Annotated in this window: 23 protein-coding genes; 3 read left to right on the forward strand and 20 right to left on the reverse strand. The window is 69.3% G+C overall.

Annotated features, from left to right (window positions below):
• Positions 1-27: 27 nt before the first annotated feature.
• The gene (locus tag AC3WS6_RS01390) at positions 28-1101 is read left to right on the forward strand and encodes a hypothetical protein (RefSeq protein ID WP_492499297.1); all 1074 of its coding nucleotides are present in this window, start codon (positions 28-30) and stop codon (positions 1099-1101) included.
• A 194-nt stretch (positions 1102-1295) separates the two neighbouring features.
• Here AC3WS6_RS01390 and AC3WS6_RS01395 read toward each other — a convergent pair whose 3' ends face one another.
• From AC3WS6_RS01395 to AC3WS6_RS01405, 3 genes are all read right to left on the reverse strand, one after another.
• Positions 1296-3317 carry a bifunctional copper resistance protein CopD/cytochrome c oxidase assembly protein gene (locus AC3WS6_RS01395; RefSeq protein ID WP_492499298.1) on the reverse strand — a complete coding sequence of 674 codons (2022 nt, stop codon included), beginning with the start codon at positions 3315-3317 and terminating at the stop codon, positions 1296-1298.
• 135 nt (positions 3318-3452) lie between these two features.
• Positions 3453-3740: an HU family DNA-binding protein gene (locus AC3WS6_RS01400; RefSeq protein WP_120230127.1), complete on the reverse strand. Its 288-nt coding sequence runs from the start codon at positions 3738-3740 to the stop codon at positions 3453-3455.
• A 330-nt stretch (positions 3741-4070) separates the two neighbouring features.
• On the reverse strand, positions 4071-4385 hold the full coding sequence (locus AC3WS6_RS01405; RefSeq protein ID WP_492499299.1) for a hypothetical protein: 315 nt from the start codon (positions 4383-4385) through the stop codon (positions 4071-4073).
• A gap of 27 nt (positions 4386-4412) precedes the next feature.
• Here AC3WS6_RS01405 and AC3WS6_RS01410 point away from each other — a divergent pair, with 27 nt between their 5' ends.
• Positions 4413-5003, forward strand: coding sequence for an alpha/beta fold hydrolase (locus tag AC3WS6_RS01410; RefSeq protein WP_492499300.1), 591 nt, complete (start codon positions 4413-4415; stop codon positions 5001-5003).
• A 145-nt stretch (positions 5004-5148) separates the two neighbouring features.
• On the opposite strand, the gene AC3WS6_RS01415 is transcribed toward AC3WS6_RS01410, so the two are convergent.
• The 9 genes from AC3WS6_RS01415 to AC3WS6_RS01455 form a co-directional block, all read right to left on the reverse strand.
• Entirely contained in the window at positions 5149-5976 is an 828-nt protein-coding gene (locus AC3WS6_RS01415; protein WP_492499301.1) for an endonuclease domain-containing protein, read from the reverse strand.
• 274 nt (positions 5977-6250) lie between these two features.
• The gene (gene rpsN, locus AC3WS6_RS01420; RefSeq protein ID WP_017829734.1) at positions 6251-6556 is read right to left on the reverse strand and encodes a 30S ribosomal protein S14; all 306 of its coding nucleotides are present in this window, start codon (positions 6554-6556) and stop codon (positions 6251-6253) included.
• A gap of 3 nt (positions 6557-6559) precedes the next feature.
• The gene (rpmG, locus tag AC3WS6_RS01425; protein WP_045257250.1) at positions 6560-6730 is read right to left on the reverse strand and encodes a 50S ribosomal protein L33; all 171 of its coding nucleotides are present in this window, start codon (positions 6728-6730) and stop codon (positions 6560-6562) included.
• Positions 6730-6966: a 50S ribosomal protein L28 gene (gene rpmB / locus AC3WS6_RS01430; protein ID WP_194762288.1), complete on the reverse strand. Its 237-nt coding sequence runs from the start codon at positions 6964-6966 to the stop codon at positions 6730-6732. The genes rpmG and rpmB overlap by 1 nt, the downstream gene beginning before the upstream one ends.
• A 246-nt stretch (positions 6967-7212) precedes the next feature.
• A complete protein-coding gene (locus tag AC3WS6_RS01435) occupies positions 7213-9333 on the reverse strand; it encodes an alpha-galactosidase (protein ID WP_492499302.1) in 2121 nt (706 codons plus the stop codon).
• 72 nt (positions 9334-9405) lie between these two features.
• The gene (locus AC3WS6_RS01440; protein WP_492499303.1) at positions 9406-10737 is read right to left on the reverse strand and encodes an ABC transporter substrate-binding protein; all 1332 of its coding nucleotides are present in this window, start codon (positions 10735-10737) and stop codon (positions 9406-9408) included.
• A gap of 98 nt (positions 10738-10835) precedes the next feature.
• The gene (locus AC3WS6_RS01445) at positions 10836-11756 is read right to left on the reverse strand and encodes a carbohydrate ABC transporter permease (protein ID WP_492499304.1); all 921 of its coding nucleotides are present in this window, start codon (positions 11754-11756) and stop codon (positions 10836-10838) included.
• A complete protein-coding gene (locus AC3WS6_RS01450) occupies positions 11753-12682 on the reverse strand; it encodes a carbohydrate ABC transporter permease (protein ID WP_492499305.1) in 930 nt (309 codons plus the stop codon). The genes AC3WS6_RS01445 and AC3WS6_RS01450 overlap by 4 nt, the downstream gene beginning before the upstream one ends.
• Complete coding sequence (locus AC3WS6_RS01455) at positions 12679-14688, reverse strand: beta-galactosidase (RefSeq protein WP_492499306.1); 2010 nt, start codon at positions 14686-14688, stop codon at positions 12679-12681. The genes AC3WS6_RS01450 and AC3WS6_RS01455 overlap by 4 nt, the downstream gene beginning before the upstream one ends.
• 140 nt (positions 14689-14828) lie before the next feature.
• On the opposite strand from AC3WS6_RS01455, the gene AC3WS6_RS01460 reads away from it, so the two are divergent.
• Positions 14829-15839, forward strand: a complete 1011-nt coding sequence (locus AC3WS6_RS01460; protein ID WP_492499307.1) for a LacI family DNA-binding transcriptional regulator — start codon at positions 14829-14831, stop codon at positions 15837-15839.
• A gap of 15 nt (positions 15840-15854) precedes the next feature.
• Here AC3WS6_RS01460 and AC3WS6_RS01465 read toward each other — a convergent pair whose 3' ends face one another.
• The 8 genes from AC3WS6_RS01465 to AC3WS6_RS01500 all read right to left on the reverse strand — a co-directional run bounded on the left by AC3WS6_RS01465 (position 15855) and on the right by AC3WS6_RS01500 (position 23469).
• Positions 15855-16550, reverse strand: a complete 696-nt coding sequence (locus AC3WS6_RS01465) for a DNA-3-methyladenine glycosylase (RefSeq protein ID WP_492499308.1) — start codon at positions 16548-16550, stop codon at positions 15855-15857.
• Positions 16551-16554: 4 nt separating this feature from the next.
• Complete coding sequence (locus AC3WS6_RS01470) at positions 16555-18300, reverse strand: Ig-like domain-containing domain (RefSeq protein ID WP_492499309.1); 1746 nt, start codon at positions 18298-18300, stop codon at positions 16555-16557.
• A complete protein-coding gene (locus tag AC3WS6_RS01475) occupies positions 18290-19141 on the reverse strand; it encodes a TIGR03943 family putative permease subunit (protein WP_492499310.1) in 852 nt (283 codons plus the stop codon). The genes AC3WS6_RS01470 and AC3WS6_RS01475 overlap by 11 nt, the downstream gene beginning before the upstream one ends.
• The gene (locus AC3WS6_RS01480; RefSeq protein ID WP_492499311.1) at positions 19134-20180 is read right to left on the reverse strand and encodes a permease; all 1047 of its coding nucleotides are present in this window, start codon (positions 20178-20180) and stop codon (positions 19134-19136) included. Before AC3WS6_RS01480 ends, AC3WS6_RS01475 begins: the two co-directional genes overlap by 8 nt.
• Positions 20177-20593 (reverse strand): Fur family transcriptional regulator, encoded by a 417-nt coding sequence (locus tag AC3WS6_RS01485; protein WP_492499312.1) that lies wholly within the window; start codon positions 20591-20593, stop codon positions 20177-20179. The genes AC3WS6_RS01480 and AC3WS6_RS01485 overlap by 4 nt, the downstream gene beginning before the upstream one ends.
• Before the next feature lie 142 nt (positions 20594-20735).
• Positions 20736-21605, reverse strand: a complete 870-nt coding sequence (locus AC3WS6_RS01490) for a metal ABC transporter permease (protein ID WP_492499313.1) — start codon at positions 21603-21605, stop codon at positions 20736-20738.
• Positions 21602-22408 (reverse strand): metal ABC transporter ATP-binding protein, encoded by an 807-nt coding sequence (locus AC3WS6_RS01495; RefSeq protein WP_492499314.1) that lies wholly within the window; start codon positions 22406-22408, stop codon positions 21602-21604. Before AC3WS6_RS01495 ends, AC3WS6_RS01490 begins: the two co-directional genes overlap by 4 nt.
• A 65-nt stretch (positions 22409-22473) precedes the next feature.
• Entirely contained in the window at positions 22474-23469 is a 996-nt protein-coding gene (locus AC3WS6_RS01500; RefSeq protein ID WP_492499315.1) for a metal ABC transporter solute-binding protein, Zn/Mn family, read from the reverse strand.
• Between the last annotated feature and the right edge of the window lie 47 nt (positions 23470-23516).

Consider the following 23516-nt stretch of genomic DNA (forward strand, 5'->3'; position numbering starts at 1 on the left):
CCCAGGACGCACTCCTAGACTGACGCCATGCAGCGAGTCGAGTCGAACGCGCCGCGGCGCTCGCGGCTCATCGCCGACCTTGCGATGCTGTGCGTCGTCGGCATCGTGCTCGTGGCCGCTCTGGCCGCCGGTGGCGCCACTCTGTACCAGCAGTTCTACGGGCCTTCGGCCTTCGTCGTGCGCTACCTCGACCTGCTGTCCGAGGGGCGCGCCGCCGACGCGCTGCGCGTGCCCGGCGTCGCCGTCGACCGCGAGACGCTCGAGGTCTCCGGCATCGACCCCACGGCATCCGAGGCGATGCTGCGCCACGCCGCACTCGCCCCGCTGACCGACGTGGAGGTCGTGTCCGAGAAGCCCGATGGCGACACGACCGCCGTCACCGTCTCGTACAGGGCGGGCGGCAACGCAGGTCGCACGACCTTCACCGTCGCTCAGGACGGCTGGGCAGGGGTGACCCCCAACTGGCGTTTCACCGCCAGCCCGCTCGCCGTGGTCGAGCTCACGCTGCGTGGCGCCGATCAGTTCGCCGTCAACGGTTTCGAGGTCGACCGTCGCCAGATCTCGGTGGCCGGCATCGACGCCGCTCCCCTCGAGCCGCTGCCGATGCTCGTGTTCACGCCGGGCCTGTACTCGGTGACCGTCGACACCCCCATCTCGCAGTCATCCGGAGTGGGCGTGCTCGCCGACTCGCCGCTCGCCACGACCCCTGTCGACCTGCAGACAGATCCGACCGAAGAGTTCGTCGCCGTCGTGCAGCAGCGCGTCGAAGAGTTCCTGCTGGCCTGCACCGAGCAGGAGGTTCTGCAGCCCACCGCCTGCCCGTTCGGGCTCGAAGTGTCGAACCGTCTCGCGTCGCTGCCGCAGTGGTCGATCGCCGCGCAGCCGAAGGTCACCGTCACCCCCGACGGCGGCCACTGGCAGATCCCCCCGACCGATGCCGTGGCGCATGTCGAGGTCGAGATCCGCTCGCTGTTCGACGGCAAGGTGCAGGCGATCGCCGAGGATGTGCCCTTCCAGGTGAACGGGTCGGTCACGATCCTTCCTGACGGGTCGGCCTCGATCCGCGTCGGCTCGCCCGATCAGGCTCCGCCCGAGGGCTGACGCACAGCGTGCCCGGCGCGCACCGGGTGCCGGGTGCACACCGGCGCGCGGTGCGCACCGCGACGGGCGGCCGTCTCGGCGCAGGGCGGCCCTGCACGTCGGGATCCTCCGCCCCACACGGAGAAGGCCGCCCCACGGGAGGCGAGCCCGACGCGAGGCGAGCCCGACGCGAGGCGAACCCACGCGAGGCGAGGTCACCGCGTCTGGCGCTCGGCCTCTCGCTCGGCCTCGCGGCGGTCGCGATCGGCGAGGGCGGCCAGCTTCGCGTTGTACTCCTCGAGCTCGGCCTCGCCGGTGCGATCGGCGTGTCGATCGCGGCGCTTCTGCAGCTTGGTGTCGCTGCGGCTCCACTGGATCGCGACCGTGATGGCGAGGATGAGCGTCGGGATCTCGCCGATCGACCACGCGATGCCGCCGCCGATGTACTGGTCGTCCATCGGCGCGGGGCCCCACGTGCGCCCCATCGACCCGAACCAGTCGGCGACCATCAGGCCCTCCTGCATCATGATCGCGACGCCGAAGAACGCGTGCATGGCCATGATGGCGATCAGTGTGATCAGTCGGCCGGGGTAGGGCAGTCGGTACGGAACCGGATCGGCGCCGACGAGGCTCATCACGAACAGGTAGCCCGAGATCAGGAAGTGCGCGACCATCCACTCGTGGCCGAGGTGCTCGTACATCGACCAGCGCACCAGGTCGGTGAAATAGAAGGCCCACAGCGACAGGATGAAGATTCCCGCGGCGACGAACGGATGCGTCACGACGCGCGAGAACGGCGAGTGCACCGCCCACATGATCCACTCTCGGCCGCCCCGCGTGCCGTCGTCGCGCTTGTGGATCGCGCGCAGCGCCAGCGTGATCGGCGCTCCCGAGACGAGCAGCAGCGGAATCGCCATCGACAGCATCATGTGCCCGAGCATGTGCACGCTGAACAGGTACTCCTGGTACGCGTTGATCGGTCCGCAGGTCACCCAGACGAGCAGCAGCATGCCGAGCACCCAGAAGATCGTGCGGTGGATCGGCCAGCGGTCGCCGCGTCTGCGGAGCCTGCGCGCACCGGCGAGATACAGGAACAGCCCGAAACCGGCGGCGACGAGCCACAGGATGTCGATGTCCCAGCTCGTGAACCAGCGGTCGATCGTGAACTCGGGAGGCAACGCCGAGCGGGTGAGGTTCTCGGCCGGCGTCTGCACGAACGCAGCCTCCTCGCCCGTCGGCGGAGGCGTGCGGGCCAGAGCCGCCGCCGCGCCCGAAGCGAGGCCCATCAGCGCGACCTCGCACAGCACCAGCATCCAGAACCAGCGCGACGCATCCGCACCGTCGAGACGGGGGATCAGGCGGATGCGGTACCAGGCGCCGAGCAGCCCCATGCCCACGAGCAGCACGGCCTTCGCGATCAGGATGCCGCCATACGGCGTCAGCAGGTCGGTGACGTCGCCGAGAGCGACCACCGACCGGGCGAGGCCCGAGACGGCGACCACCGCGAAGGCCGCGATCGCGAGGCTCGAGTACCGGCTGACGAGGGCCGCGGTGCCGACGCCCGAGCGGTCGCGCAGGATCACCACGAGCATGAGCCCACCGAGCCAGACCGCGGCGCCGATCGTGTGCAGCAGGATCGAGTTCACCGCGACGGTGTGGCCGGCGAGGTCACCCGAGTGCCCCTGTGTCGCCAGCGGCAGGAAGGATGCGGCGGCGAGCAGAGCCGTGATCAGGGTCGGCGTCCACGTGCGCCACGCGAATGCCAGCACCGTGATGACGGAGCCCATGATCGTCGTGATCAACCAGGATTGGCCGAGCGCCGTCTGCAGCAGGAAGAACCCGAGCTGCTCACCGAACTGCCGGTCGGCACTGACCTGCGGATTGAAGGCGGCGACCAGCGCGAGGAACGCGCTCACGCCGGCCGTCACCGTGAAGGTCGCGGCCGCGATCGAGGCGGTGTTCAGGGCGATGTCGAACGACTTCTGCTCACTGCGCAGAGCGAACAGCGCGAGCACGAGCGAGCCGAGCATCGCGGCCCCCGAGATGTTCATCGCCAGCTTGACGACCGGGATCGCCCAGCGCACGGCGGGACCGGGGTCGCCCAGAAGCAGCGGTGCCGCCCCACCACCGAGTGCGAGGGCGACGATCGCGCCGATCACGCCGGCGCCCGCCAGGATCGCGAGCCCGATCACGCGATATGCGGGGCTCGTGCGGGTCTGCCGGGCGGAGGAGGTCACCCCTCAAGCCTATGCCGCGGTGGCTGACCGCTCGCCCGTTCGGCCGCCCCTTCGCTGTCGCGTCCTGAGATCGCGGCGGGCACGCACGAAGGCCGCCCCCGACATGTCGGAAGCGGCCTTCGAAGAGGTGCGGTCTTACTTGACGGCAGCCTTGAGCTTGGAACCAGCGGTCACCTTGACGCGCTTGCCGGCCGGGATCTTGATCTCGGCGCCGGTCTGGGGGTTGCGGCCCGTGCGAGCTGCGGTGTCGACCTGCTCGAACGAGATCCAGCCCGGGATCGAGACCTTGCTGCCCTTGGCAACAGCGTCGGAGACCGAGGAGAACAGCGCGTCGAGGACACCCGAGACGGTGGCCTGGCTCTGGCCGGTGGCAGAAGCGATGCTCGCGACGAGCTCGGTCTTGGTGATGGACTTGTCAGCCATGTCATCCTCCAGCGACGAGGATACCGTCGCATCGTTGTGGTGCGGAGGGCGACTGCCCTCCGTTGGTCGAGTGACCGCCTCGAATGTATCAACGCTGACCGACATTTCCGCGTCATTTCGCGGGTTTTGGGCTATTCCATGGCGTGTCGTGGTGCAGATGTGACGAAAGTGGCGTCTGAGGCGTCAATGAGGACGAGCTGATCTCGCGAAATCAAGGAGATCTCGCGCAACGAAGGGCTGCACTCAGCATCCGATCCTTCGTCGTGAGAGATGCCCTGCGCTGCGAGTGCACCGGTCGGCGGGGTGCCCCCGTGCGCGTTCGAGCCGACCTCAGCGCGGACGGTGAGCGGCGACCACCGCGCGCGCAGTGCGCTCGAAGGCGGGTGTGACCCGCTCATCTCCGTCGAGGTACCCGCCCACGAGCGCGGCGTCGCGCAGCAGCACGAGGGATGCCGCGACATCCGCAGGACTCTCGAGGCCGGCCTGCTCGGCGACGGCCTGCAGGGTCGAGCGGAACCACTCGCGGTGCTCATCGATCAGCAGACGGACGGCACCGTCAGCATCCGGATACTCGGCGGCGGCGTTGATGACCGCCGCGACCCGTCGGCGCTCAAGGGAATCGGCCTGAAGCAGATCGCCGACCACTACGAGCGCATCATCCGCGCACTGCCCGTGAAGCCGATCATCATGGGCCACTCGTTCGGCGGTGTGCTCACCCAGATGCTCGCCGACCGCGGGCTCGGTGCCGCCTACGTGGGAGTCGCCCCCGGACAGACAGCCGGGGTCACCGCGCTCCCGCTCTCGACGTTGTGGACCGGCACCCCGATCCTCTCGAATCCGTTCGCGCGCAATGGCGCCAAGCCGCTGTCGAAGCGCCACTTCCGCTTCACGTTCGGCAACGACCTGTCGCGCTCAGCATCCGATGCACTGTGGGAGGAGTACGCGGTCAACTCCTACAACCGGGTCTTCTTCGAGGGAGTGACCTCGGTGCTGAACGAGAAGGGCGGCGTCACACACGTCGACTACGGTCGCACCGATCGCGCACCGCTGCTGCTGATCGCCGGAGAGATCGACCACGTGGTGCCGCCGGCCATCGTCCGCGCGATCGAGAAGAAGTACCGCTCCACCGGCAGCCCCGCCGTGGTCGAGCGGATCGAGTACGCGGGCCGCACCCACCGCCTGGTCAGCCAGGACGGCTGGGAGGAGATCGCCGACTACGCCCTCGCCTGGGCCGAGTCGCACGCCTCGGCATCCGTCGCCTGATGCCCGGGGCTCTCCCCCTCCCCCCTCTCTCCCCCTCCGCCCCTCTCCCTTCGTCGGCATCGTGTCGGGCGGAGAACTCCCTGTCGGGCGGAGGATGCGGCCGCAAAAGACCGCCCGATACGGGAGTGGCCGCCCGACCCGGTGCTCATCGTTCAGCCAGGTGGAGGCGCTGTGCGATCGCGGCGAGGATCAGGTTCTGCACAGCGCCCCAGTTGTTCATCAGCTGCTCGTAGCCGATGCGAATCACGTGATAGCCGCGAAGCATCAACTCGGCATCGTGCGCGATGTCGCTGCTGCGCTGCGCTCCCACATGATGGCCTCCGTCGATCTGCACGACCAGACGCTCGCCGATCAGCACGTCCACGCGATGACCGAGAATCCACACCTGTGGCGTGAGAGGCAAGTCCAGCCAGCGAAGTCTTGTCTGGAAGATCGTCTCGGTCCCTGAGTCGGCGAAGGGGCGGGCCTCAGCCAGCAGCTCTCGAGCGGCCGGAGGCAATGCCGCCCGAGTGAGCACACCGGGGTCGACGACCTTCATGCGCAATGCGGATTCCCAAGTCGCCAGAGCCTCCTCGCGCGGCTGGCACCGGGCGACGAGGATCAGCGCGTTCTCGATCGAATCCTCGAGCGCGTCGGGGTCTCGCGGAAAGATCGGCCGGTTCCAATGGACGACGCCGCGAACGGATCCCGCATGGCCGGAATTGGTCGGCGCCGCGACATGCGGCTCCGGGGCCGAAGTCACCCACAGGTCTCGCCGACTCGCGAGCGTCACGCAGCTCAGGACCACACCTCGCTTGGCCGCCGCGACGAGCATCGGATCGGCTCCGCGAAGTGCTACCCACCCGCGGCACACCGACGTGACCCGGCCGCTTCTCACCGCCGACCGCAGCGTGTGCTCCGTCACCCCCAGCCGACGCAGCGTCGCTACTCGCGCGACGCCCTGCCTCGCGGTCAGCATCCCTTCGACATCCATCCGCCGATGATGCATGCCACGCATGGTCCGCAGCCGCTGCCGTGCCGAGTCTTGTGCAGGCGCGGGTCGAACCGCGGGATGTGCAGGAGACACCTTCAGGCGGCGAACACCCTGTGGGGCGGAGGGTGTCCGCGCAAGACACCGCCTCACACCGAGAAGGCCTCCCGACGAGGAGTGAAGAACGGCCTCACGCCCCGGCCCGACCCCCTCACGCCCCGGGGATACGCAAGAGGGGCGAGGATCCGAAGATCCTCGCCCCTCTGTCAGCTGAGACTTACCAGCTCGACTTGGTGACACCCGGCAGCTCGCCACGGTGTGCCATGTCACGGAAGCGGACACGCGAGATGCCGAACTTCGTGAGGACACCGCGGGGGCGGCCGTCGATGACGTCGCGCGAACGCACGCGAGCCGGCGACGCGTTGCGCGGCAGCTTCTGCAGGCCGACGCGTGCGGCCTCGCGGGCCTCGTCGGTGGCGTTCGGGTCGACCAGGGTCTTCTTCAGCTCGGCGCGACGCTCTGCGTAACGCTCGACGATGACCTTGCGCTGCTCGTTGCGAGCGATCTTGCTCTTCTTAGCCATTGATCAACGCTCCTCTCGGAATTCGACGTGCTGACGGATGACCGGGTCGTACTTCTTGAGCACGAGGCGGTCAGGGGTGTTGCGGCGGTTCTTCTTGGTCACGTACGTGTAACCCGTACCTGCCGTCGAACGCAGCTTGATGATCGGACGGATGTCCTGAGCCTTCTTGGCCATTAGAGCTTCACACCCTTCGCCTGGAGGTCCTTGACCACGTTCTCGATGCCGCGGACGTCGATCACCTTGATGCCCTTGGCGGACACGTTGAGCGTGATCTTACGACCGAGCGAAGCGACGTAATAGGTCTTCTTCTGCACGTTCGGGTCGAAGCGGCGCTTCGTCCGGCGGTGCGAGTGCGAGACGTTGTGACCGAAACCGGGAACAGCTCCGGTCACCTGGCACACTGCTGCCATGATGGTGACTCCTTCTATACCGTGAGACCGGACGGCCTCACCCAAGATCCCTTGTCTGCGCGCCACCCCACACGACCAATCACTCGGCAGAAGGAGGGGGAGCACACGAACTACGCACAGGAGTGTGCGCAGACAAGGAGTCAGTTTAGCACGGCGAGGACCGCGGCCCGACCATGACGGCGTGCGTGCGCGTTTCGTCTCGCTCGGCTGCGCCGGGCTCGCTCAACGACCGGACGACATCCCGCGTCAGACCCGAACGGCCTCGAGCAGCAGGGCCGCTCCCGGTGCCAGCAACGGCAGCGGCACCCCGACCGTCTCGAAGAAGGCACCCGTCGCCTCGAGACCGGCATCCAGCCAGGCGGGGTCCGAGACCTGGTGCCTCATCACAGCGCCCAGGTCTTCCCGCACTCGCAGCCGGTACCGCTCCTCTGCCTGCAGCCCCGGAATGCGGGTGCGCGGCGTGAACCCGTCGACCGAGGCGTCCAGCCGCACCCACGCGTACACGCCCCGCGAGCCGTCGAGCGCCACGACCCCGTGCAGCAGCGTCTCCTCGTCGACCTCATCCGACCGCACCGTCACGCCGCCGTGCAGCAACGGCCGCAGCTCGCGATACAGCGCCGTCCACCGCCCCAGCGCCGCGCGCTCCTCCGTCGTGCACCCGGTGATGTCCCACTCGATGCCGGCGTGCCCGAACAGCGCGGTCGTCATGCGGAACGGCAAGGATGCCGCACGGTGCGTCGTCTCGGCGATCTGCGGGCCGACGTGCGAGCCGACGACCTCCGGCGGCACGAGCGTGCCCGTCCAGCGCTGGATGCGCTGGCGCTCGACAGGGTCGTTCGAGTCCGAGGCCCACACACGCTGCGTGCGCTGCAGCACACCGAGGTCGACGCGGGCTCCTCCGCTGGCGCAGGATTCGATCTCCAGCGACGGATGCCGCTCGTGCAGCGCATCGAGCAGATCGTAGAAGGCGATGGTCTGAGCGTGCACCGACGCGCGACCGGTGTGCGGCGACACCGCCGCATGCAGGTCGCGGTTGTGGTCCCACTTGATGAAGTCGATGCCGACCTCCGAGACCAGGGCGTCGAGGCGTGCGAGCAGGTAGGCCGCGGCATCCGGGTTCGCGAGATCGAGCACCTTCTGGTGCCGCCAGGTGGGTGAGTCGGGGGACGCCTGCAGCACCCAGTCCGGATGCTGTGCGGCGAGGTCGGACACCGGGTTGACCATCTCGGGCTCGAACCAGAGCCCGAACTGCATCCCGAGTCCGTGCACGTGCTCGGCGAGCGGCCGCAGCCCCTCGGGCCACTTGGTGTCGTCGATGTACCAGTCGCCGAGTCCCGACCGATCGTCGGGGCGTCCGCGGAACCAGCCGTCGTCGAGCACGAACCGCTCGACGCCCACGGATGCCGCGGCCTCGGCGAGCTCTGCGATCTTCGCCGGATCGTGGTCGAAGTACACCGCCTCCCACGTGTTGAGCACGAGCGGGCGCGGCGCCGTGGGGTGCGCGGAGAACGCACGAACGGTCTGATGCAGGCGGGCGGACACCGAGTCGAGTCCGCTCTCTCCGTAGGTGAGGAACACCCGCGGGGAGAGGTAGGTCTCACCGGCCGCGAGCCGGATCTCGCCCGGCAGCAGCAGCTCTCCCCCGCCGAGCACCGCGCCGTGCACCCCGGCGCCCTCGGGCAGCCGCTCGACGCCGACCTCGAGGTCGCCGCTCCACGCGACGTGAGCGGTCCACAGCTCGCCGCGACGGAAGCCGAACCCCTCGGTGCCGACGACGGTCAGATACGGCGCGTCGTGTCCTCCGCGACCTCGGCGCACCTGACGGAGGTGCGCACCGTGACGCAGGGTGCCGCGCTGCGGGTGCCGCTCACCGGTCCAGCGCCCGGTGTGGTCGAGCACCTCGGTCGCGTGCGCGGGAATCGGCAGCAGGATGCGGGCGGCGAGCAGGTCGAGCGGTTCGACGCCGTCACCGGTGCTCGTCACCGACACCTGTGCGGTGAGCACGCCGACGGCATCCAGATCGAACTCGACGACCACGGAGGCACCGGCCGCGGCATCCGCGAACTCCGCGCGCAGCGACGTGGCGGTCGCCTCCCATCCGATCGACCGCAGCAGCGGCGCACTGTGCAGCCCGCCGCGATGCCAGGCCAGAGCGGGTGCACCCGACCATCCGTCGGCCTCGACGGCCAGCAGCGGGAAGGTGCGCGGCGCATCGAACGAGCTGAACGTCACGGATCCGGTCGACGAGGCGGCGAGCGCTTCGAGCTCGGCGGGGTCGAGCGCCGCGCCCCAGTGCAGCAGGCGCGCACTCGTCGTGTCGATGACGACGCTCACGCCGGCCGAGGTCAGGTGGACGAGTTCGCTCATTGCCGCTCCAGACGGGTCGCAGACGAAAAGGGAGGCCCGCCCGTCGGGTACGGGCGGGCCTCCACGGGGGTGTTACTCCTTGACGGGGATCGACGCAGCCTTCATGGCGTCCACCGTGGCCGTCTGACCCTTCTCGATCGCGTCGAGCAGGGTGCCGCTGCCCGAGACCGCGGCCTTGAACCCGTCGGACACGTCCGCGTAGGTCTGGGTCATGGTCGGGCCCCACGCGAAGTCGGGCGAGACCTGGGTCGCGGCGTCGGCGAAGACGTCGTAGATCTTCTGTCCGCCGTAGAACTCCACGCCCTCGGCGTAGACCGGCAGCTCGAGACCCGCGGTGGTGGCCGGGTAGAGGTTGGCGGCCTCGGCGAGCGCGGTCAGCGCCTCATCCGACGTGTTGAGCCACAGCGCGAACTTCGTCGCCTCGTAGACGTGGTCGCTGCCCTTGAGGACGGCGGTCGACGAGCCACCCCAGTTGCCGGCGGCGGATCCGCCCTCTTCCCACTGCGGGAGGGCTGCGACGGCCCAGTTGCCGGCGGTGTCGGGCGCGCCGCTCGAGATCGAGTTGGCACCCCAGACGGCCGAGTTCCAGGTCCAGACCTGACCCGAGTTGTAGGCGTTGTTCCACTCGTCGGTCCACGCGGGAACCGTCGCGACGAGGTCGTCGTCGAGCATGCTCTGCCAGAAGTCGGCGACCGTAGTGGTGGCGTCATCGGCCATCGAGACCGTCCAGCCCTCGTCGTCGCTGGAGAACCACTGCGCGCCGTCCTGCCACGCGAAGCCGGCGAACTGGTTGATGTCGGACTGCGAGAAGTTGGTGATGTAACCGCCGAGGTCGCGGATCTTCACGGCGGCCTCGCGGTACTCGTCCCACGTCGTGGGGATCGCGATGCCGTTCTGCTCGAACAGGTCGGCGCGGTAGAACAGCGCCATGGGGCCGGTGTCCTGCGGGATGCCGTAGACGCTGTCGGTGCCGAGCGTGACCTGGCCCCAGGCCCAGTCCACGAAGTCGCCCTCCGCTGCCACGACGTCTTCGCACGCGCTGAGGTCTTCGACGCCGTCCTGCACGAGGAAGTTCGGCAGCGCGTCGTACTCGATCTGGCCGAGGTCGGGGGCGTCGCCCGCCTTGATCTGGTTGAAGAAGTTCTGGTACGTGCCGCCGTTGCCGTTCGGGCCGGTCTGCACGTCGACCTGGATCTCGGGGTTCTCGTCGTTCCAGATCTTCACGACGTCTTCGATGCCGGGGATCCAGGAGGTGAACTCGAGCGTGACGTCGCCGTCGGCCGGGGTGCACGCGGCTGCGGCGTCGCCGCCTCCGGAGCTGTCTGCGCCGGATGCCGAGCAACCGGCGAGCGCGAACGCCGAGATGGCGATGACAGCGGCTGCCTTCATCTTCGAATGCTGCATTTCGATCCCTTTCGTGGATGCGATGTGGTGCGGGTGTGGGGGGTGTTGCGTGGTGCGGGTGGTGATGCGCCGACCGGTCGGTCCGGGCGGCTGCCTGCTCACTTCAGGGCGCCGGCGCCCAGTCCGTTGCGCCAGAAGCGCTGGAGCAGGAGGAAGGTGACGATCAGCGGGATGACCGACAGCAGAGCGCCGATCAGCACGAGACCGCGGAGTTCGGGCAGCTGGTTCAGCTGGTTGTTCCAGTTGTAGAGACCGAAGACCACCGGGAAGAGTTCCTCACTGCGCAGCATGATCATCGGCAGGAAGAAGTTGTTCCAGATGGCGACGAACTGGAACAGGAACATCGTCACCAGCGCCGGGGTCATCAGACGGATGCTGACGGTGAAGAACGTGCGGATCTCGCCCGCGCCGTCGAGCCGGCTCGCCTCGAGCAGTTCGTCGGGCACCGAGGATGCAGCGAAGATGCGCGCGAGGTAGACGCCGAACGGGCTCACGATCGAGGGCAGGAACACCGACCAGAACGTGTTCGTGAGCTGCGCCTGACTGAAGATCAGGAAGAGCGGCAGCGCGAGCGCGGTCGCCGGCACGAGCACTCCGCCGAGCACGATGTCGAACATCAGGTCGCGGCCCGGGAATCGGTACTTCGCCAGGGCGTAGCCGGCCATGGCCGCCAGCAGCGTGGCGATGGCTCCACCCACGGCGGCGTAGAGCACCGAGTTCAGCAGCCAGCGGAGGTACACGCCATCGCGGTAGGTGAAGAGCTCGGCGATGTTGTCGAACAGGTGGAAGTCGGCGAACCACAGCGGCGCGGTGGTCAGGATGTCGCCGGTCTCTTTGCTCGACGCGACGAGCAGCCACCAGAGCGGCAGCAGGAAGTAGACCGTGAACACGGCCATGATCAGCATGGCGCCCGTGCGGGAGATGCCGGATTCGCGAGAGCCGCGTCCGCGCGAGCCGGTGCCACGCGAGCCCGAGCCCCGCGACGTGCGGCCGGGGGCGACGATCGACATGGTGCTCATGCGTTCTGCTCCTTGCGCTGCATGTACTTCATGAAGCCGAACGACAGCACGAAGGTCGTGACGGCGAGCACGACCGAGAAGGCGGCTGCCAGGTTGGTGTTCGGGATGGATGCCGTGGCGTACACGGTCATGTTCGGGGTGAACGTGCTCGTCACCGCCGAGCTGAAGGACCGGAAGACCTGGGGCTCGGCGAGCAGCTGCAGCGTGCCGATGATCGAGAAGATCGCGGTCATCACGATCGCCGGTCGCACCAGAGGGATCTTGATCGACCACGCGATGCGCCACTGGCCGGCGCCGTCGAGGATGGCTGCCTCATAGAGCTCCTGCGGGATCGACAGCAGCGCCGAGTAGATGATCAGCATGTTGTAGCCGACGTAGACCCAGGTCACGACGTTCGCGATCGACCACAGCACGAGGTCGGCACCCAGGAAATCGATGTTCTTCGTGATGGCGGTGAACGGCGACAGGTTGGGCGAGAACAGCGAACCCCACATGATCGCGGCGATGACACCGGGCACGGCGTAGGGCACGAAGAAGGCGAGGCGGAAGAAGCGTTTGCCCCGCACCAGCGGCGAATCCAGCAGCAGAGCGAACAGCAGGGCCAGGCCCAGCATGACCGGCACCTGCACGACGCCGAACGTCAGCATCCGCCCCATCGAGGCCCAGAAAGCCTCGTTCTGGAAGACGAGCACGTACTGGCTGAAGCCGCCGAACACCTGCTCGGCCTTGCCGAACGTGCCGTCGCGCTCGACGACGAGCAGCGACTGCCAGAAGGCGTAGGCGATCGGCACGACGTAGAACAGCGCGAACAGCACGCCGAACGGGACGATGAGGAACGCGATCGCGCCCTTGTGCGGGATCCGTCGGCGGCGGCCCGGCGCCTGGGGCGCTGAAGCGACCGCCGGAGCGGTGAGCGTGGTGGTCATACATCCTCCTTGATGATGCGGACCGCCCCGGCCGGCACGGAGCCGGTTGCGGGGGCGTCGGTGACGAGGTCGTGCCCCGTGGTGGAGATCTCGACGGCGGAGTCGCCGTGGTTGATGACGAACACGAAGCTGCCGGCATCGCCCGTGCGGCGCACGATCTCGACGTCGCGATTCGCGTCGACGTGGGCTGTGACACCGGCGGTGTCGGCCAGCCGGGCGACGAGGTCACGGTAGGCGATGCGGTCGGGCTGCGTCGCGACGAACCAGGCCTCGCCGTCGCCCACCGAACGACGGGTCAGCGCGGGATAGCCGGCCGAGGGTCCGTCGGCGAACGACGCCACGACCTCGGCATCCGTCGCCTTCAGCCGCTCGGTCCACACCGACCCCGTCGTGCCGTCGGTGAGGAACACGGTCTCGTCAGGACGGAGCGGGGCGAACTCCTCGGAGCGGATGCCGAGCAGGTCGCGGAACGCGCCGGGGTAGCCGCCGGTGCGCACGCGGTCTTCCTCGTCGACGATGCCGCTGAAGAAGGTGATGAGCGCCGTCGCGCCGTTCTCGACCGCGCGCGCGATCGCCGCAGCGTCGGCATCGCTGATGAGGTGCAGCGCGGGGACGATCAGCAGGCGGTAGCCGTCGAGGTCGCCGCCCGGTCGCACGACGTCGGTGGTGACACCGGCATCCGCCAGCGCGGCGTGGGCCGCGTGCACCTGGCCGAGGTACGTGAGCGCCTCGCTGGGGCGGCCCTCGTTCTCGGCGGCCCACCAGCTCTCCCACGAGAAGAACAGGGCGGCGTCCGCGACGACGCGGGTGCCGGCGACCTCGCCCAGACGATCGAGCAGACCGCCGAGCTCGACGACCTCGCGCCACTGCTCGGAGTCCTCCCCTGCATGCGGCACAAGTGCCGTGTGGTACTTCTCGGCGCCCTGGGTCGACGCGCGCCACTGGAAGAAGCAGATGCCGTCGGCGCCGCGGGCGACGTGAGAGGCGATGTTGCGCTGCATCTCGCCCGGGGCCTTGGCGAGGTTGTAGGGCTGCCAGTTGACGGCGCCGGTCGAGGTCTCCATCAGCAGCCACGGCGCGCCCTGCGCGAGCCCGCGAGTGAGGTCGGCGGCGAACGAGAGCTCGCCGCGCGCATCGTCGAGGCGCCGGTCGAGGTAGTGGTCGTTGGCGATCAGGTCCATCTCGCCCGCCCACGTCCAGTAGTCGAGGTTGCGGATGTGCGCCGTGACCATGAAGTTGGTCGTGACGGGCACCTCGCTGCGCTCACGAAGGATCGCCGCCTCCGCGCGGTAGAGCGCGAGCTGCTCGACGGAGCTGAACCGGTGGAAGTCGAGGATCTGCCCGGGGTTGCGCAGCGAGAGCGCCTGACCCGGAACGCGCACATCGGCGAAGTCGCTGTAGCGCTGGCTCCAGAAGGTCGTGCCCCACGCGCGGTTGAGCGCGTCGATGTCGTCGTAGCGGTCGCGCAGCCAGCCGCGGAAGGCCTCGGCGCTCGTGTCGCAGTAGCAGAGCGCGTTGTGGCAGCCGAGCTCGTTCGAGACGTGCCAGAGCGACACGGCGGGGTGGTCGCCGTAGCGCTCGACGACGCGGGTGACCACCTCGGCGGCGTACGCGCGGAAGAGCGGCGAGCTCGGGCAGTAGCCCTGGCGTCCGCCCTGCTGGAAGACCGTGCCGTCTTCGCCGACGGGGAGGATCTCGGGATGCTGCGCGGTGAGCCACGGAGCCGGCGAGGCCGTGCCGGTGCCGAGGTTGATGCGGATGTCGGCGGCGTGCAGCAGCGCGACGATCTCGTCGAGCGCGCTGAAGTCCCACACTCCCCTGGCCGGGTTGATCGACGACCAGCCGAAGATGTTGATCGCCACGAGTCCGATGCCGGCCTGCTGCATGAGACGCACGTCTTCGGGCCAGACGCTGCGATCCCACTGCTCGGGGTTGTAGTCGCATCCGAAGACGAGGCCGCGCCCTGTCGAGAGGGTGGCGATGCGGTCGGACACTGCGGCGGCCATGCGAGGCGCTCCTTTGCGGATCATCTGTGCACGTGCACAGCTCGCGGCGTCGAAACAGCGATCGGGTTTTCTGTGAACGTGCACACATCGTCGCATGTCGTGACGAATCCCGTCAAGTCCTGGTCGCTAGGCTGTCGATCATGAGCACTTCCGCCCGTCGTCGCAGCACCGTGCACGATGTGGCACGCGTCGCCGGAGTCTCCCGGGGAACCGTCAGCCGCGTGATCAACGGCGGGTACGTGTCGGATGCCGCACGCACCGCGATCGAAGACGCGATCCGCGAGGTCGGGTACGTGCCGAACACCGCTGCACAGAACCTCGTGCGCCAGCGCACGCAGGCCATCGCGTTCATCGTCCACGAGCCGCACGCGCTGTTCCTCGAAGACCCCAACATCGGCGCGATCATGCTCGGCACGAACGAGACGCTCTCCGAGGCGGACTACCAGATGGTCTGCCTCGTGGTCGACTCGGTGCGCGACACCGAACGCGTCGCTCGCTACCTCAACGGCGGGTTCGTCGATGGCGCGGTGATCGTCTCGGCCCGCGCGCAGGACCCGATCACGAAGGCCGTCATGCGACTCGACCTGCCCGTCACCTACGTCGGACACCCGCCCGACGTGGATGCCGCCTGGGTCGGCGTCGACAACCGCGGCGCCGCACAGGCCGTGACCTCACGTCTGCTGGCGACGGGGCGCACGCGGGTCGGCATGATCGCCGCCGCCCTCGACCGCGACTCGGGCACCGATCGACTCGCCGGCTTCACCGACGCGCTCGGCGACGACTTCGACGCGGACCTCGTCGAAGAGGTGCCCCTGTACTCCTACGCCGACGGCGCCGCGGCGATGACGCGCCTGCTCGAGCGCGCTCCCGACATCGACGGCGTCTTCGCGGCGTCCGATGCCGTCGCCGCCGGTGCGATGTGGGCGCTCCGCGAAGCCGGACGCCGCGTACCGGATGACGTGGGCGTCGTCGGCTTCGACAACAGCACCTGGGCGACGCGCACCACGCCGCTGCTCTCGACCGTCGACCAGCCCGCACAGGGCCTCGGGGCGGCGGCGGCGGCATCCGTGCTCGCGCAGCTGCGCGACGACCAGCGTCCGCGCGAGGGCATCATGCTGCCGACGCCCGTCGTGTGGAGGGATTCGGCCTGAGCCGGGGCGCACGCCTCAGGTGCGCTCGGCGGATGCCGCCTGAGCGCCCCGCCCCCAGCGGAACGGCGAGACCGTCGGGTCGCCGGTGATCCAGAAGCGCCAGGGGAACGCCGCGGTCCCTGCCACGCCTGCGACGCCGACTCTCGGCCCGGTCGAGATCTCACGCTCCGGCGCGTCGCGCAGCCACAGCTCGGCGCGGGCGTCCTCGAACTCCTCGCCGGTGACTGCGTCGATGCCGTCGTGGATCGGATGCCGCAGCCCCACCGCCTGACCGAATCGGCCCGGCCCGCGGGCGATGTCGCGCAGCGCGGTCGCCGTCAGAGGGGGCGTCGCACGGCGTCGCACTGCGACGGCATCCGCCCCCGCCACCACCTCGCCTGCGCGCAGCAGGATTCCGCCCGCCTGGCCCTCGGGCCCCGAGACGACGTTGACGCACGAATGGATGCCGTGGCTCAGGTACACGTACAGGTGCCCCGGCTCGCCCCACATCGTCGCGTTGCGTGCCGTGCGCCCCATGCGCGCGTGCGATCCGGGATCGGCCGCCGGCCCCGTGCCCTGGCCGTGATACGCCTCGACCTCGGTGAGTCGGAGTCGCACCTCGGCGCCTGCGACCACGGTGCGCAGCTCGCCGCCGAGCAGCAACGGCGCGACCTCGACCGGCAGCCCGCTCAGTTCGGCACGGGTCGCTCGGTGCAGGGCATCCGTCGGCATGGGCTCAGAACTGGGGGGCCGTCTGGCACCACGAGGCATCGAAGCCGGTAAGCGCCACGAGCTCGTCGCCGGAGCGCAGATCGATCAGGTGCGTCTCCATGTTCTCGGGCAGCGGCAGCAGCATCTGGTCGTAGGGGTTGTCGGCGAGGTCGGGGGCGATCACGACGGCGGCATACTGGCCACTCGGCGAGGCGCACGCCTGCAGGATCGAATCGGTGGCGCCGACCTCGACCAGCGGTGTCGCCGCACCCTCGTCGTTGACCTTGACGATGGCCTGCCCGTTCGGCACACCGCTCTCATCGCGCGCGACGACGTGCCGCAGCGTGCCGCCGGGGAACGGGGTGATGGTCGTCGCCACGCCGTAGTCGGGCGATGACGCGGCGAGCGGCTGCTCCGATCCGTCGGCGAGGTTCAGCTCGACGACCGTCCCGTCGAGCCGCTCGACGATCGCGGTGTAGGTGCCGCGGCTGATGCCCTGGATGGTCGTGGCGAGACCGAGCGACTGCACCCCCGCATCCGTCGACCGGTCGACCAGCGACAGGGCTCCGTCGAAGTCGATGAAGAGCATCGCCGAGCTGTCGGGCACGAACTGCCAGACGAAGATGTTCGCCTCCTTGCCCCCGACCTCGGTCACCACCGGCTCGTCATCGCCGCTGAGCGACTGGGTGACGAGCACGCTCGCGCGGCCCTCCGTGTCGCTGAGCTCCTTGTCGGAGTAGCTGTAGCCGACGTAGCCGCCGCGCTCGGAGACCTGGATCGCTCCGACGTAGCCCTCGCCCGGCAGAGCCAGCTCGCGTTCTCCGGAGCCGTCTCGGTTCATGACGATCAGCTTCGACCCCTCGTCTTCTTCGAGCGAGACGACGAGCTGCGTCGAGGTCGCGCGGAAGTCGTTGATCCGGTCGGCGGCGAACACAGCGACCGCCTTCTCGCCCGTGAGATCGGTGCGGAAGATCTGATCCTTGCCGTCGACGTCGCGCTGCAGCAGGAAGATGTTCGACGCCGGCGTCGTGAAGCTCTGCGTCAGGGTGGCCGAGGGACCGCCGCCCGCGCCCTGCACGTCGGCGACGCGCACCGTGTACTTCGTGTCGTCGTCGAGGGGCACGGTGAAGCGGATGCCGATGCCACGGCCCGCCGCGTCGAGAGTGAACGGCACCGAGGGTTCGACCGTGACCTGCGACTCGTCGATGTCCGTGAGCGACTGATTCGCCGTCAGGATCATGCGGCTGCCCGACGCCTCGATCGCCTGCGCGGGATCGACCTGCACCTCGGTGATGCGCGGCCCCTGGGTCAGGCTGACGACGCCGAGCCCGGCACCGACCAGCACCAGGATGCCGAGCACTGCGCCGAGGGCGAGGATGAAGCGGCGGTCGCGCGGGGCGGCGGGCGTTTCGTCTCCGTCGGCTCCGCCGTCCTCGGCCCCCTCGGTCGTTTCGGTCGTTGAGCGGGAAGAGGCGAATTCCCTCTCGGTCGTTGAGCGAGCCGCAGGCGAGACGAAACGCGGTTCCGGCTCCGGAACGGCCTCTCGCGGGACGAAGCGCGTTTCGTCTCGGTCGGCTCCGCCGTCCTCGCTCAACGACCGGGGCGGAACCACTCCGCCGTCCTCGCTCAACGAGCGGGACGGGGCACCGCCGTTGTCGTCGCTCGACGACCGGGCCTCGGCCGCTGCAGCCTCGGCTTCGCGAGCGGCGCGCAGCTCGGCGCGCGTACGAGGGACGGCCGGCGTCTCGCGACGCTCGTCGTCAGTACTCATACGGGTCTCCGGGCTCATCGATCGGCGTCACGGTGGTCGGGTCGACGTGCAGTGCGCCGTCGGCATCCGCCTTGACCGTGCCCTCGATCTCGACCCACTGGCCGGTGTCGAACTCGCCCGCGTCGATCGTGACCGGCACCGTCGCCGGCTGCGCGTCGATCACACAGTGCGTGATCACCATGCGTGTGAGGTTGACGCCGTCGCCGTCGGTCGGGGTCACGAAACCGGTGAGAGTGACGGTCTTGCCGTCGTACGACGCGGTGTTCGTCGCGGTCGCGAAGACGCTCGCCCAGTCGCCCACGCCGAAGGTCGCGGTGTCGGCGACGCCGAGAGTCACGTCGTCGGCCCCCGCGAACAGCGCGGTCTGCTCGCCGACACGCGACATCGCGAGCTCCACCGACAGCGAGGCCGGCGGCAGCACGAGGGCCGCGATGACGACTCCCGAGGCGACGACTCCTCCGGTCACCGTGCCCGCGAGCGCCAGGCTGCGACGGCGGGATGCCGGAGCATCCGCATCCGCATCCGCACCGGCATCCGCACCGGCTCCGTGCCCGTGCCCGTGCCCGTGCCCGTGCCCGTGGTCGCCCTCGGAGCCGAGCGGCAGCGTGCACGACCAGATCGCACCGGCGAGCGTCACGACGGCTGCCGCGCACGCGAACCACACCGACTCGGGGCTGATGTAGAGGTTCAGACGCCCCGTGAGACCGAGGCCGAGGGTCACGACCGCGACGATCGTGGCGAGACCGATGCCCAGCCAGCGGCTGCCGAGCGCGCGGCGGCGTGCCGAACGCTCAGACGCAGAAGAGTCGGCGGAGGAGTTCTCAGAGGATTTCTCAGACAAGGACGTTCACCCCGATCCCGATCACGAAAGCGGCGAGCACGACCACGCCGACGATTCCGGCGAGCGTGCGGGTCGTGAAGGTCGTGCGCATGAGCGCGAGCATCTTGACGTCGACGAGAGGACCGACGAGCAGGAAGGCGACGAGCGCACCCGACGAGAAGGTCGAGGCGAACGACAGCGCGAAGAACGCATCGACGTTCGAGCAGATCGCGACAGTCATCGCGAGGGCCATCATCGCCACGATCGACAGCACCGGGTTCGATCCGATGGCGAGCAGCACGTCGCGCGGGATCAGCACCTGCACGGCTCCCGCGAGCGCGGAGCCGATCACGAGGGCGGGCATCACCGCGCGGAGCTCGACGAGGAACTGCGTGAGGCTGCGGCGCACCGGGGTGCCGGGCTCGTGGGTCACGCGTTCGCACGTGTCGACGAAACGCTGCGTGAGCATGGCGTCGGGCGAGGGGTGGCGGCTGTAGATCCAGCCGATCAGGTTCGCGATCAGGTAGCCGCCGACGAGACGGGCGACCAGGATGCCGTCGTCGAAGCCGAACGCGGCATGTGTGGTGAGGATCACGATCGGGTTCACGATCGGCGCCGCGATCAGGAACGTCATCGCCTCGGCGGGAGCGAGGCCCCGCATCATCAGGCCTCGGGCGAAGGGCACGTTGCCGCACTCGCACACCGGGATCAGCATCCCGAGCAGAGACAGCACCGCGCGCCGCGCCCACGCCCGCTTCGGCAGCCAGCGGTGGATCACATCGGCCGGCAGCCACACCTGCACGACGATCGACAGCAGCACGCCGAGGATGACGAACGGCAGCGCCTCGATGAGCACGCTCAGGGCCAGGGTCAGACCGTCCTGCGCTCTCGCCGGCAGGCTGGCGGTGAAGAGCGTCGGCAGGAACCGATCGATCAGGAAGAGCGCCGCGACGATCGCGGCCCCGAGGCCGACACCGATCCAGGGCGAGCGCGGGGGGCGAGCGGGCGTGCGGTGGGAACCGTGCGCGTGGCCCGGCCGCGTCGTGGCCTGGGTGGTCACGCGGTCGCTGCCTCTTCGGCGTCGCGCTTGTTGGTGCAGGGGGCGCACAGCCCGAAGATGTCGACCACGTGCGCGGCGTCGGTGAACCCGTGCAGGGCCGCGGTGCGGTGCGCCCACTGCTCGACGTCGGTGGCTTCGATCTCGACCGTGAGTCCGCAGTTGCGGCAGATCAGGTGGTGGTGGTGACCCTGGGTGGTGCAGGCGCGGTAGAGCGCCTCGCCCTCAGGGCTCTGCAGCGAGTCGGCGTCACCCGCAGAGGCGAGACCGGCGAGCGCGCGATACACCGTGGCCAGGCCGATGCCGGTGTTCTCGTCGCGGAGCGAGGCGTGCAGGCTCTGCGCGCTGACGAAGCCGCGCGCGTCGGCGAGTGCTTCGCGCACGCGTTCGCGCTGCCAGGTGTTCCGCTGAGCCATACCGTCGATTCTAAGTGCGTCGCCCTTGCCAGGCCCTGGGAACTCCTCCCCCGGCTTTCGAATCGCGCACTTGGCAGTTCTCGGGCCCTCGAATCTGCATAGTGCGCGATTCGAACTGGGGTGGGTGGGTGGGTGGGGAGGGTCAGGCCCGCACCCGCGCACGGGTGCGCTGCACGATCCAGCACACGACGTAGATCGTGAACGACAGGGTCGTGATGTACGGGCTCACCGGCAGGGTGCCGGCGAGGGCGAGCAGGATGCCGCCGACCGCCGACACGAAACCGAACAGCGCCGCGAGCAGAGGCACCGCCACCGGCCCGGCCGTCACGCGCATGGCAGCCGCGGCCGGCGTCACGAGCAGCGCCATCACGAGCAGCGCGCCGATGATGTGCACGCTCACGGCGACGATCAGCCCGAGCAGCACCATGAACAGCAGGCTCACGGCTCGCGTGGGCACTCCGCGGGCGGCCGCCGACTCGGGGTCGAGCGAGTCGAAGCGCAGCGGGTTCCACATGAGCAGCAGTCCGAGCAGCACGACGATGCTGATGCCGAGCAGCCAACCGAGGTCGGGGCTCGAGACCGAGACGATCTGCCCGGTCAGCAGACTGAAGCGGTTGGCGCTGCGTCCGTCGTAGAGCGAGAGGAACAGGATGCCGAGGCCCAGGCCGAACGGCATGAGCACGCCGACGATCGAGTTGCGGTCGCGGGCCTTCGCGCCGAGCACGCCGATCAGGATCGCGGCGATCAGGGCTCCGCCGAGCGAACCCGCGACCACGCTGCCGCCGAACAGCAGCGCCGCCGCAGCACCGGCGAAGGACAGCTCGCTCACGCCGTGCACCGCGAACGCGAGGTCGCGCTGCATCACGAAGACGCCGATGAGTCCGCCGACGATGCCGAGCACCGCGCCCGCGATGATCGAGTTCGCGAGCAGGGCGACGAGCTCGCCGTAGTCCTGGAACGAGAAGACGTCACTCCAGTCGACCGCGCCGACGATGCCGAGGACCGGGTTCATGCGGCTCCTCCGTGGTCATGGTCGTGCGCGTGCTCGTGGTGCGGCTCGGCATCCGGCACCCCGACGACGACCAGCCGATCGCCCGCGCGGAGCACGAAGACGGGGGTGTCGTACAGCTCGGTCAGCACGCGGGTCTGCAGCACCTCTTCGGGGGTGCCGAGCACGAATCGGCCACCCGCGATGTACAGGATGCGGTCGACGCGTCCCAGGATCGGGTTCACATCGTGCGTGACGAACAGCACCGCCGCGCCGCGTTCTCGCCGCTGGCGGTCGATGATGTCGGTGACCGCCACCTGGTTCGCGAGGTCGAGGTTCGACAGCGGCTCGTCGCACAGCAGGAGCGAGGGTTCGTCGGCGAGCGCCTGGCCGACGCGCAGCCGCTGCTGCTCGCCGCCCGAGAGCAGTCCGACGCGGCGGTCGGCGTAGTGCGAGGCGCCGACCGAGGCGAGAAGCCGATCGACCTTGGCGCGGTCGCCACGGTGCGGGATCGGGAACCCGAACCGGCTGCCCTGCACCCCCAGGGCGACCAGGTCACGCGCGCGCATGCTCGTGTCGGGGGCGAGCGAGCGCTGCTGTGGGATGTAGCCGATGCGACGGTTGCCCTTGCGCACGGGCTCGCCACCGACCTCGATCGTGCCGGACGACAGTGGCTGCAGGCCCAGGATGCTGCGCAGCAGCGTGGTCTTGCCCGAGCCCGAGGGACCGAGCACGGCGATGAACTCGCCCGGCTCGACCGTCAGATCAAGACCTGACCAGAGTTCACGATCGTCGCGACGGAGAGCAGCACCGCGCACCTCGAGCACCGGCCGACGGCCGTCGGTTCGCGGGCTGCCGGCTGAGGGTCCTCGAGTGGGCCGGATGGCCCGACTCACGACTGGAGGGCGTCGGCGAGGCTCTGGATCGCGTCACTCATCCACTCAGAGTACGACGAACCGTCAGGCAGGAGCTCCGTGAACGCGACGACCGGGATTCCGGCATCCTTCGCGGCATCCTCCACGCGCTGCGTCTCGGCGCCGCCGGTCTGCGCGTTGGTGAGCACCGCCGCGACCTCGCCGCCCTCGACCTCCTGCAGCGTGGCGAGCAGGGTGGCGGGCGCCACATCGGTGCCCTCCTCCACAGCCTCGGCGAAGCCCTCGGGCGTGACGTCGGTCAGCCCGGCCGCCGTGGCGATGTACCCGGGCAGCGGCTCGGTGATGATGACCTCCGCGCCGGCGGCATCCGTCTTGAGCGTCTCGAGCTCGGCTTCGAAGCCCTCGAGATCGGCGACGATCTTCTCGGCGTTCGCGGTGAACTCGGCCTCGCCGTCGGGATCGATCGCAGAGAGCTCGGCGGCGATCGCCTCGACCACGTGCACCATCGTGTGCGGGTCGAACCAGACGTGCTCGTTGAAGCCCTCGATGTGGTCGTGGCCCTCGTGACCCTCTCCGCCCTCGGCGTGCTCGTGGTCGTGCGCCTCTTCTTCGGTGCTCTCGCCTTCCGCGTCGTGGCCCTCGTTGCCCGGGAAGTCGTGTGAAGACTCGACCGCCGTCACGACGTGCACGTCATCGGCATCCTGCAGCAGCGTCTCGATGAACGCGTCGTACCCGCCGCCGTTCTCGATCACGAGATCGGCGTCCTTGACCGTCAGACGGTCACGGGCAGAGGCCTCGTACGAGTGCGGATCCTGCGATGCCGAGGTGATGATCGACTCGACGTCGACGCGGTCGCCGCCGACCTGTACGGCGAGCGAGCCGTAGACGTTGGTGCTCGCGACGACCTGGATCGTGGAGTCGTCGCCCTCTCCCGCGGCGGGGGCCGAGGAGCATCCGGCGAGCGCGAGAGCTGCGGCGGAGACGAATGCGAGGGCGAGGACGGGCTTCTTCATGCCTGCAGTCTATGAGCTAATGAGAACCATTATCAAATCGGGGCGTG

It is taken from the genome of Microbacterium sp. EB106-03-03-XG65 (assembly GCF_058791955.1).

Bases quoted from the DNA above. Each gene is read 5' to 3' on its own strand.
- AC3WS6_RS01470 (WP_492499309.1), bottom strand. From the start codon at position 18,300: ATGAGTACTGACGACGAGCGTCGCGAGACGCCGGCCGTCCCTCGTACG.
- rpsN (WP_017829734.1), bottom strand. From the start codon at position 6,556: ATGGCTAAGAAGAGCAAGATCGCTCGCAACGAGCAGCGCAAGGTCATC.
- AC3WS6_RS01500 (WP_492499315.1), bottom strand. From the start codon at position 23,469: ATGAAGAAGCCCGTCCTCGCCCTCGCATTCGTCTCCGCCGCAGCTCTC.
- AC3WS6_RS01390 (WP_492499297.1), top strand. From the start codon at position 28: ATGCAGCGAGTCGAGTCGAACGCGCCGCGGCGCTCGCGGCTCATCGCC.
- rpmG (WP_045257250.1), bottom strand. From the start codon at position 6,730: ATGGCCAAGAAGGCTCAGGACATCCGTCCGATCATCAAGCTGCGTTCG.
- AC3WS6_RS01450 (WP_492499305.1), bottom strand. From the start codon at position 12,682: ATGACCACCACGCTCACCGCTCCGGCGGTCGCTTCAGCGCCCCAGGCG.
- rpmB (WP_194762288.1), bottom strand. From the start codon at position 6,966: ATGGCAGCAGTGTGCCAGGTGACCGGAGCTGTTCCCGGTTTCGGTCAC.
- AC3WS6_RS01465 (WP_492499308.1), bottom strand. From the start codon at position 16,550: ATGCCGACGGATGCCCTGCACCGAGCGACCCGTGCCGAACTGAGCGGG.
- AC3WS6_RS01445 (WP_492499304.1), bottom strand. From the start codon at position 11,756: ATGAGCACCATGTCGATCGTCGCCCCCGGCCGCACGTCGCGGGGCTCG.
- AC3WS6_RS01485 (WP_492499312.1), bottom strand. From the start codon at position 20,593: ATGGCTCAGCGGAACACCTGGCAGCGCGAACGCGTGCGCGAAGCACTC.
- AC3WS6_RS01435 (WP_492499302.1), bottom strand. From the start codon at position 9,333: ATGAGCGAACTCGTCCACCTGACCTCGGCCGGCGTGAGCGTCGTCATC.
- AC3WS6_RS01440 (WP_492499303.1), bottom strand. From the start codon at position 10,737: ATGCAGCATTCGAAGATGAAGGCAGCCGCTGTCATCGCCATCTCGGCG.
- AC3WS6_RS01400 (WP_120230127.1), bottom strand. From the start codon at position 3,740: ATGGCTGACAAGTCCATCACCAAGACCGAGCTCGTCGCGAGCATCGCT.
- AC3WS6_RS01455 (WP_492499306.1), bottom strand. From the start codon at position 14,688: ATGGCCGCCGCAGTGTCCGACCGCATCGCCACCCTCTCGACAGGGCGC.
- AC3WS6_RS01415 (WP_492499301.1), bottom strand. From the start codon at position 5,976: ATGGATGTCGAAGGGATGCTGACCGCGAGGCAGGGCGTCGCGCGAGTA.
- AC3WS6_RS01490 (WP_492499313.1), bottom strand. From the start codon at position 21,605: ATGAACCCGGTCCTCGGCATCGTCGGCGCGGTCGACTGGAGTGACGTC.
- AC3WS6_RS01460 (WP_492499307.1), top strand. From the start codon at position 14,829: ATGAGCACTTCCGCCCGTCGTCGCAGCACCGTGCACGATGTGGCACGC.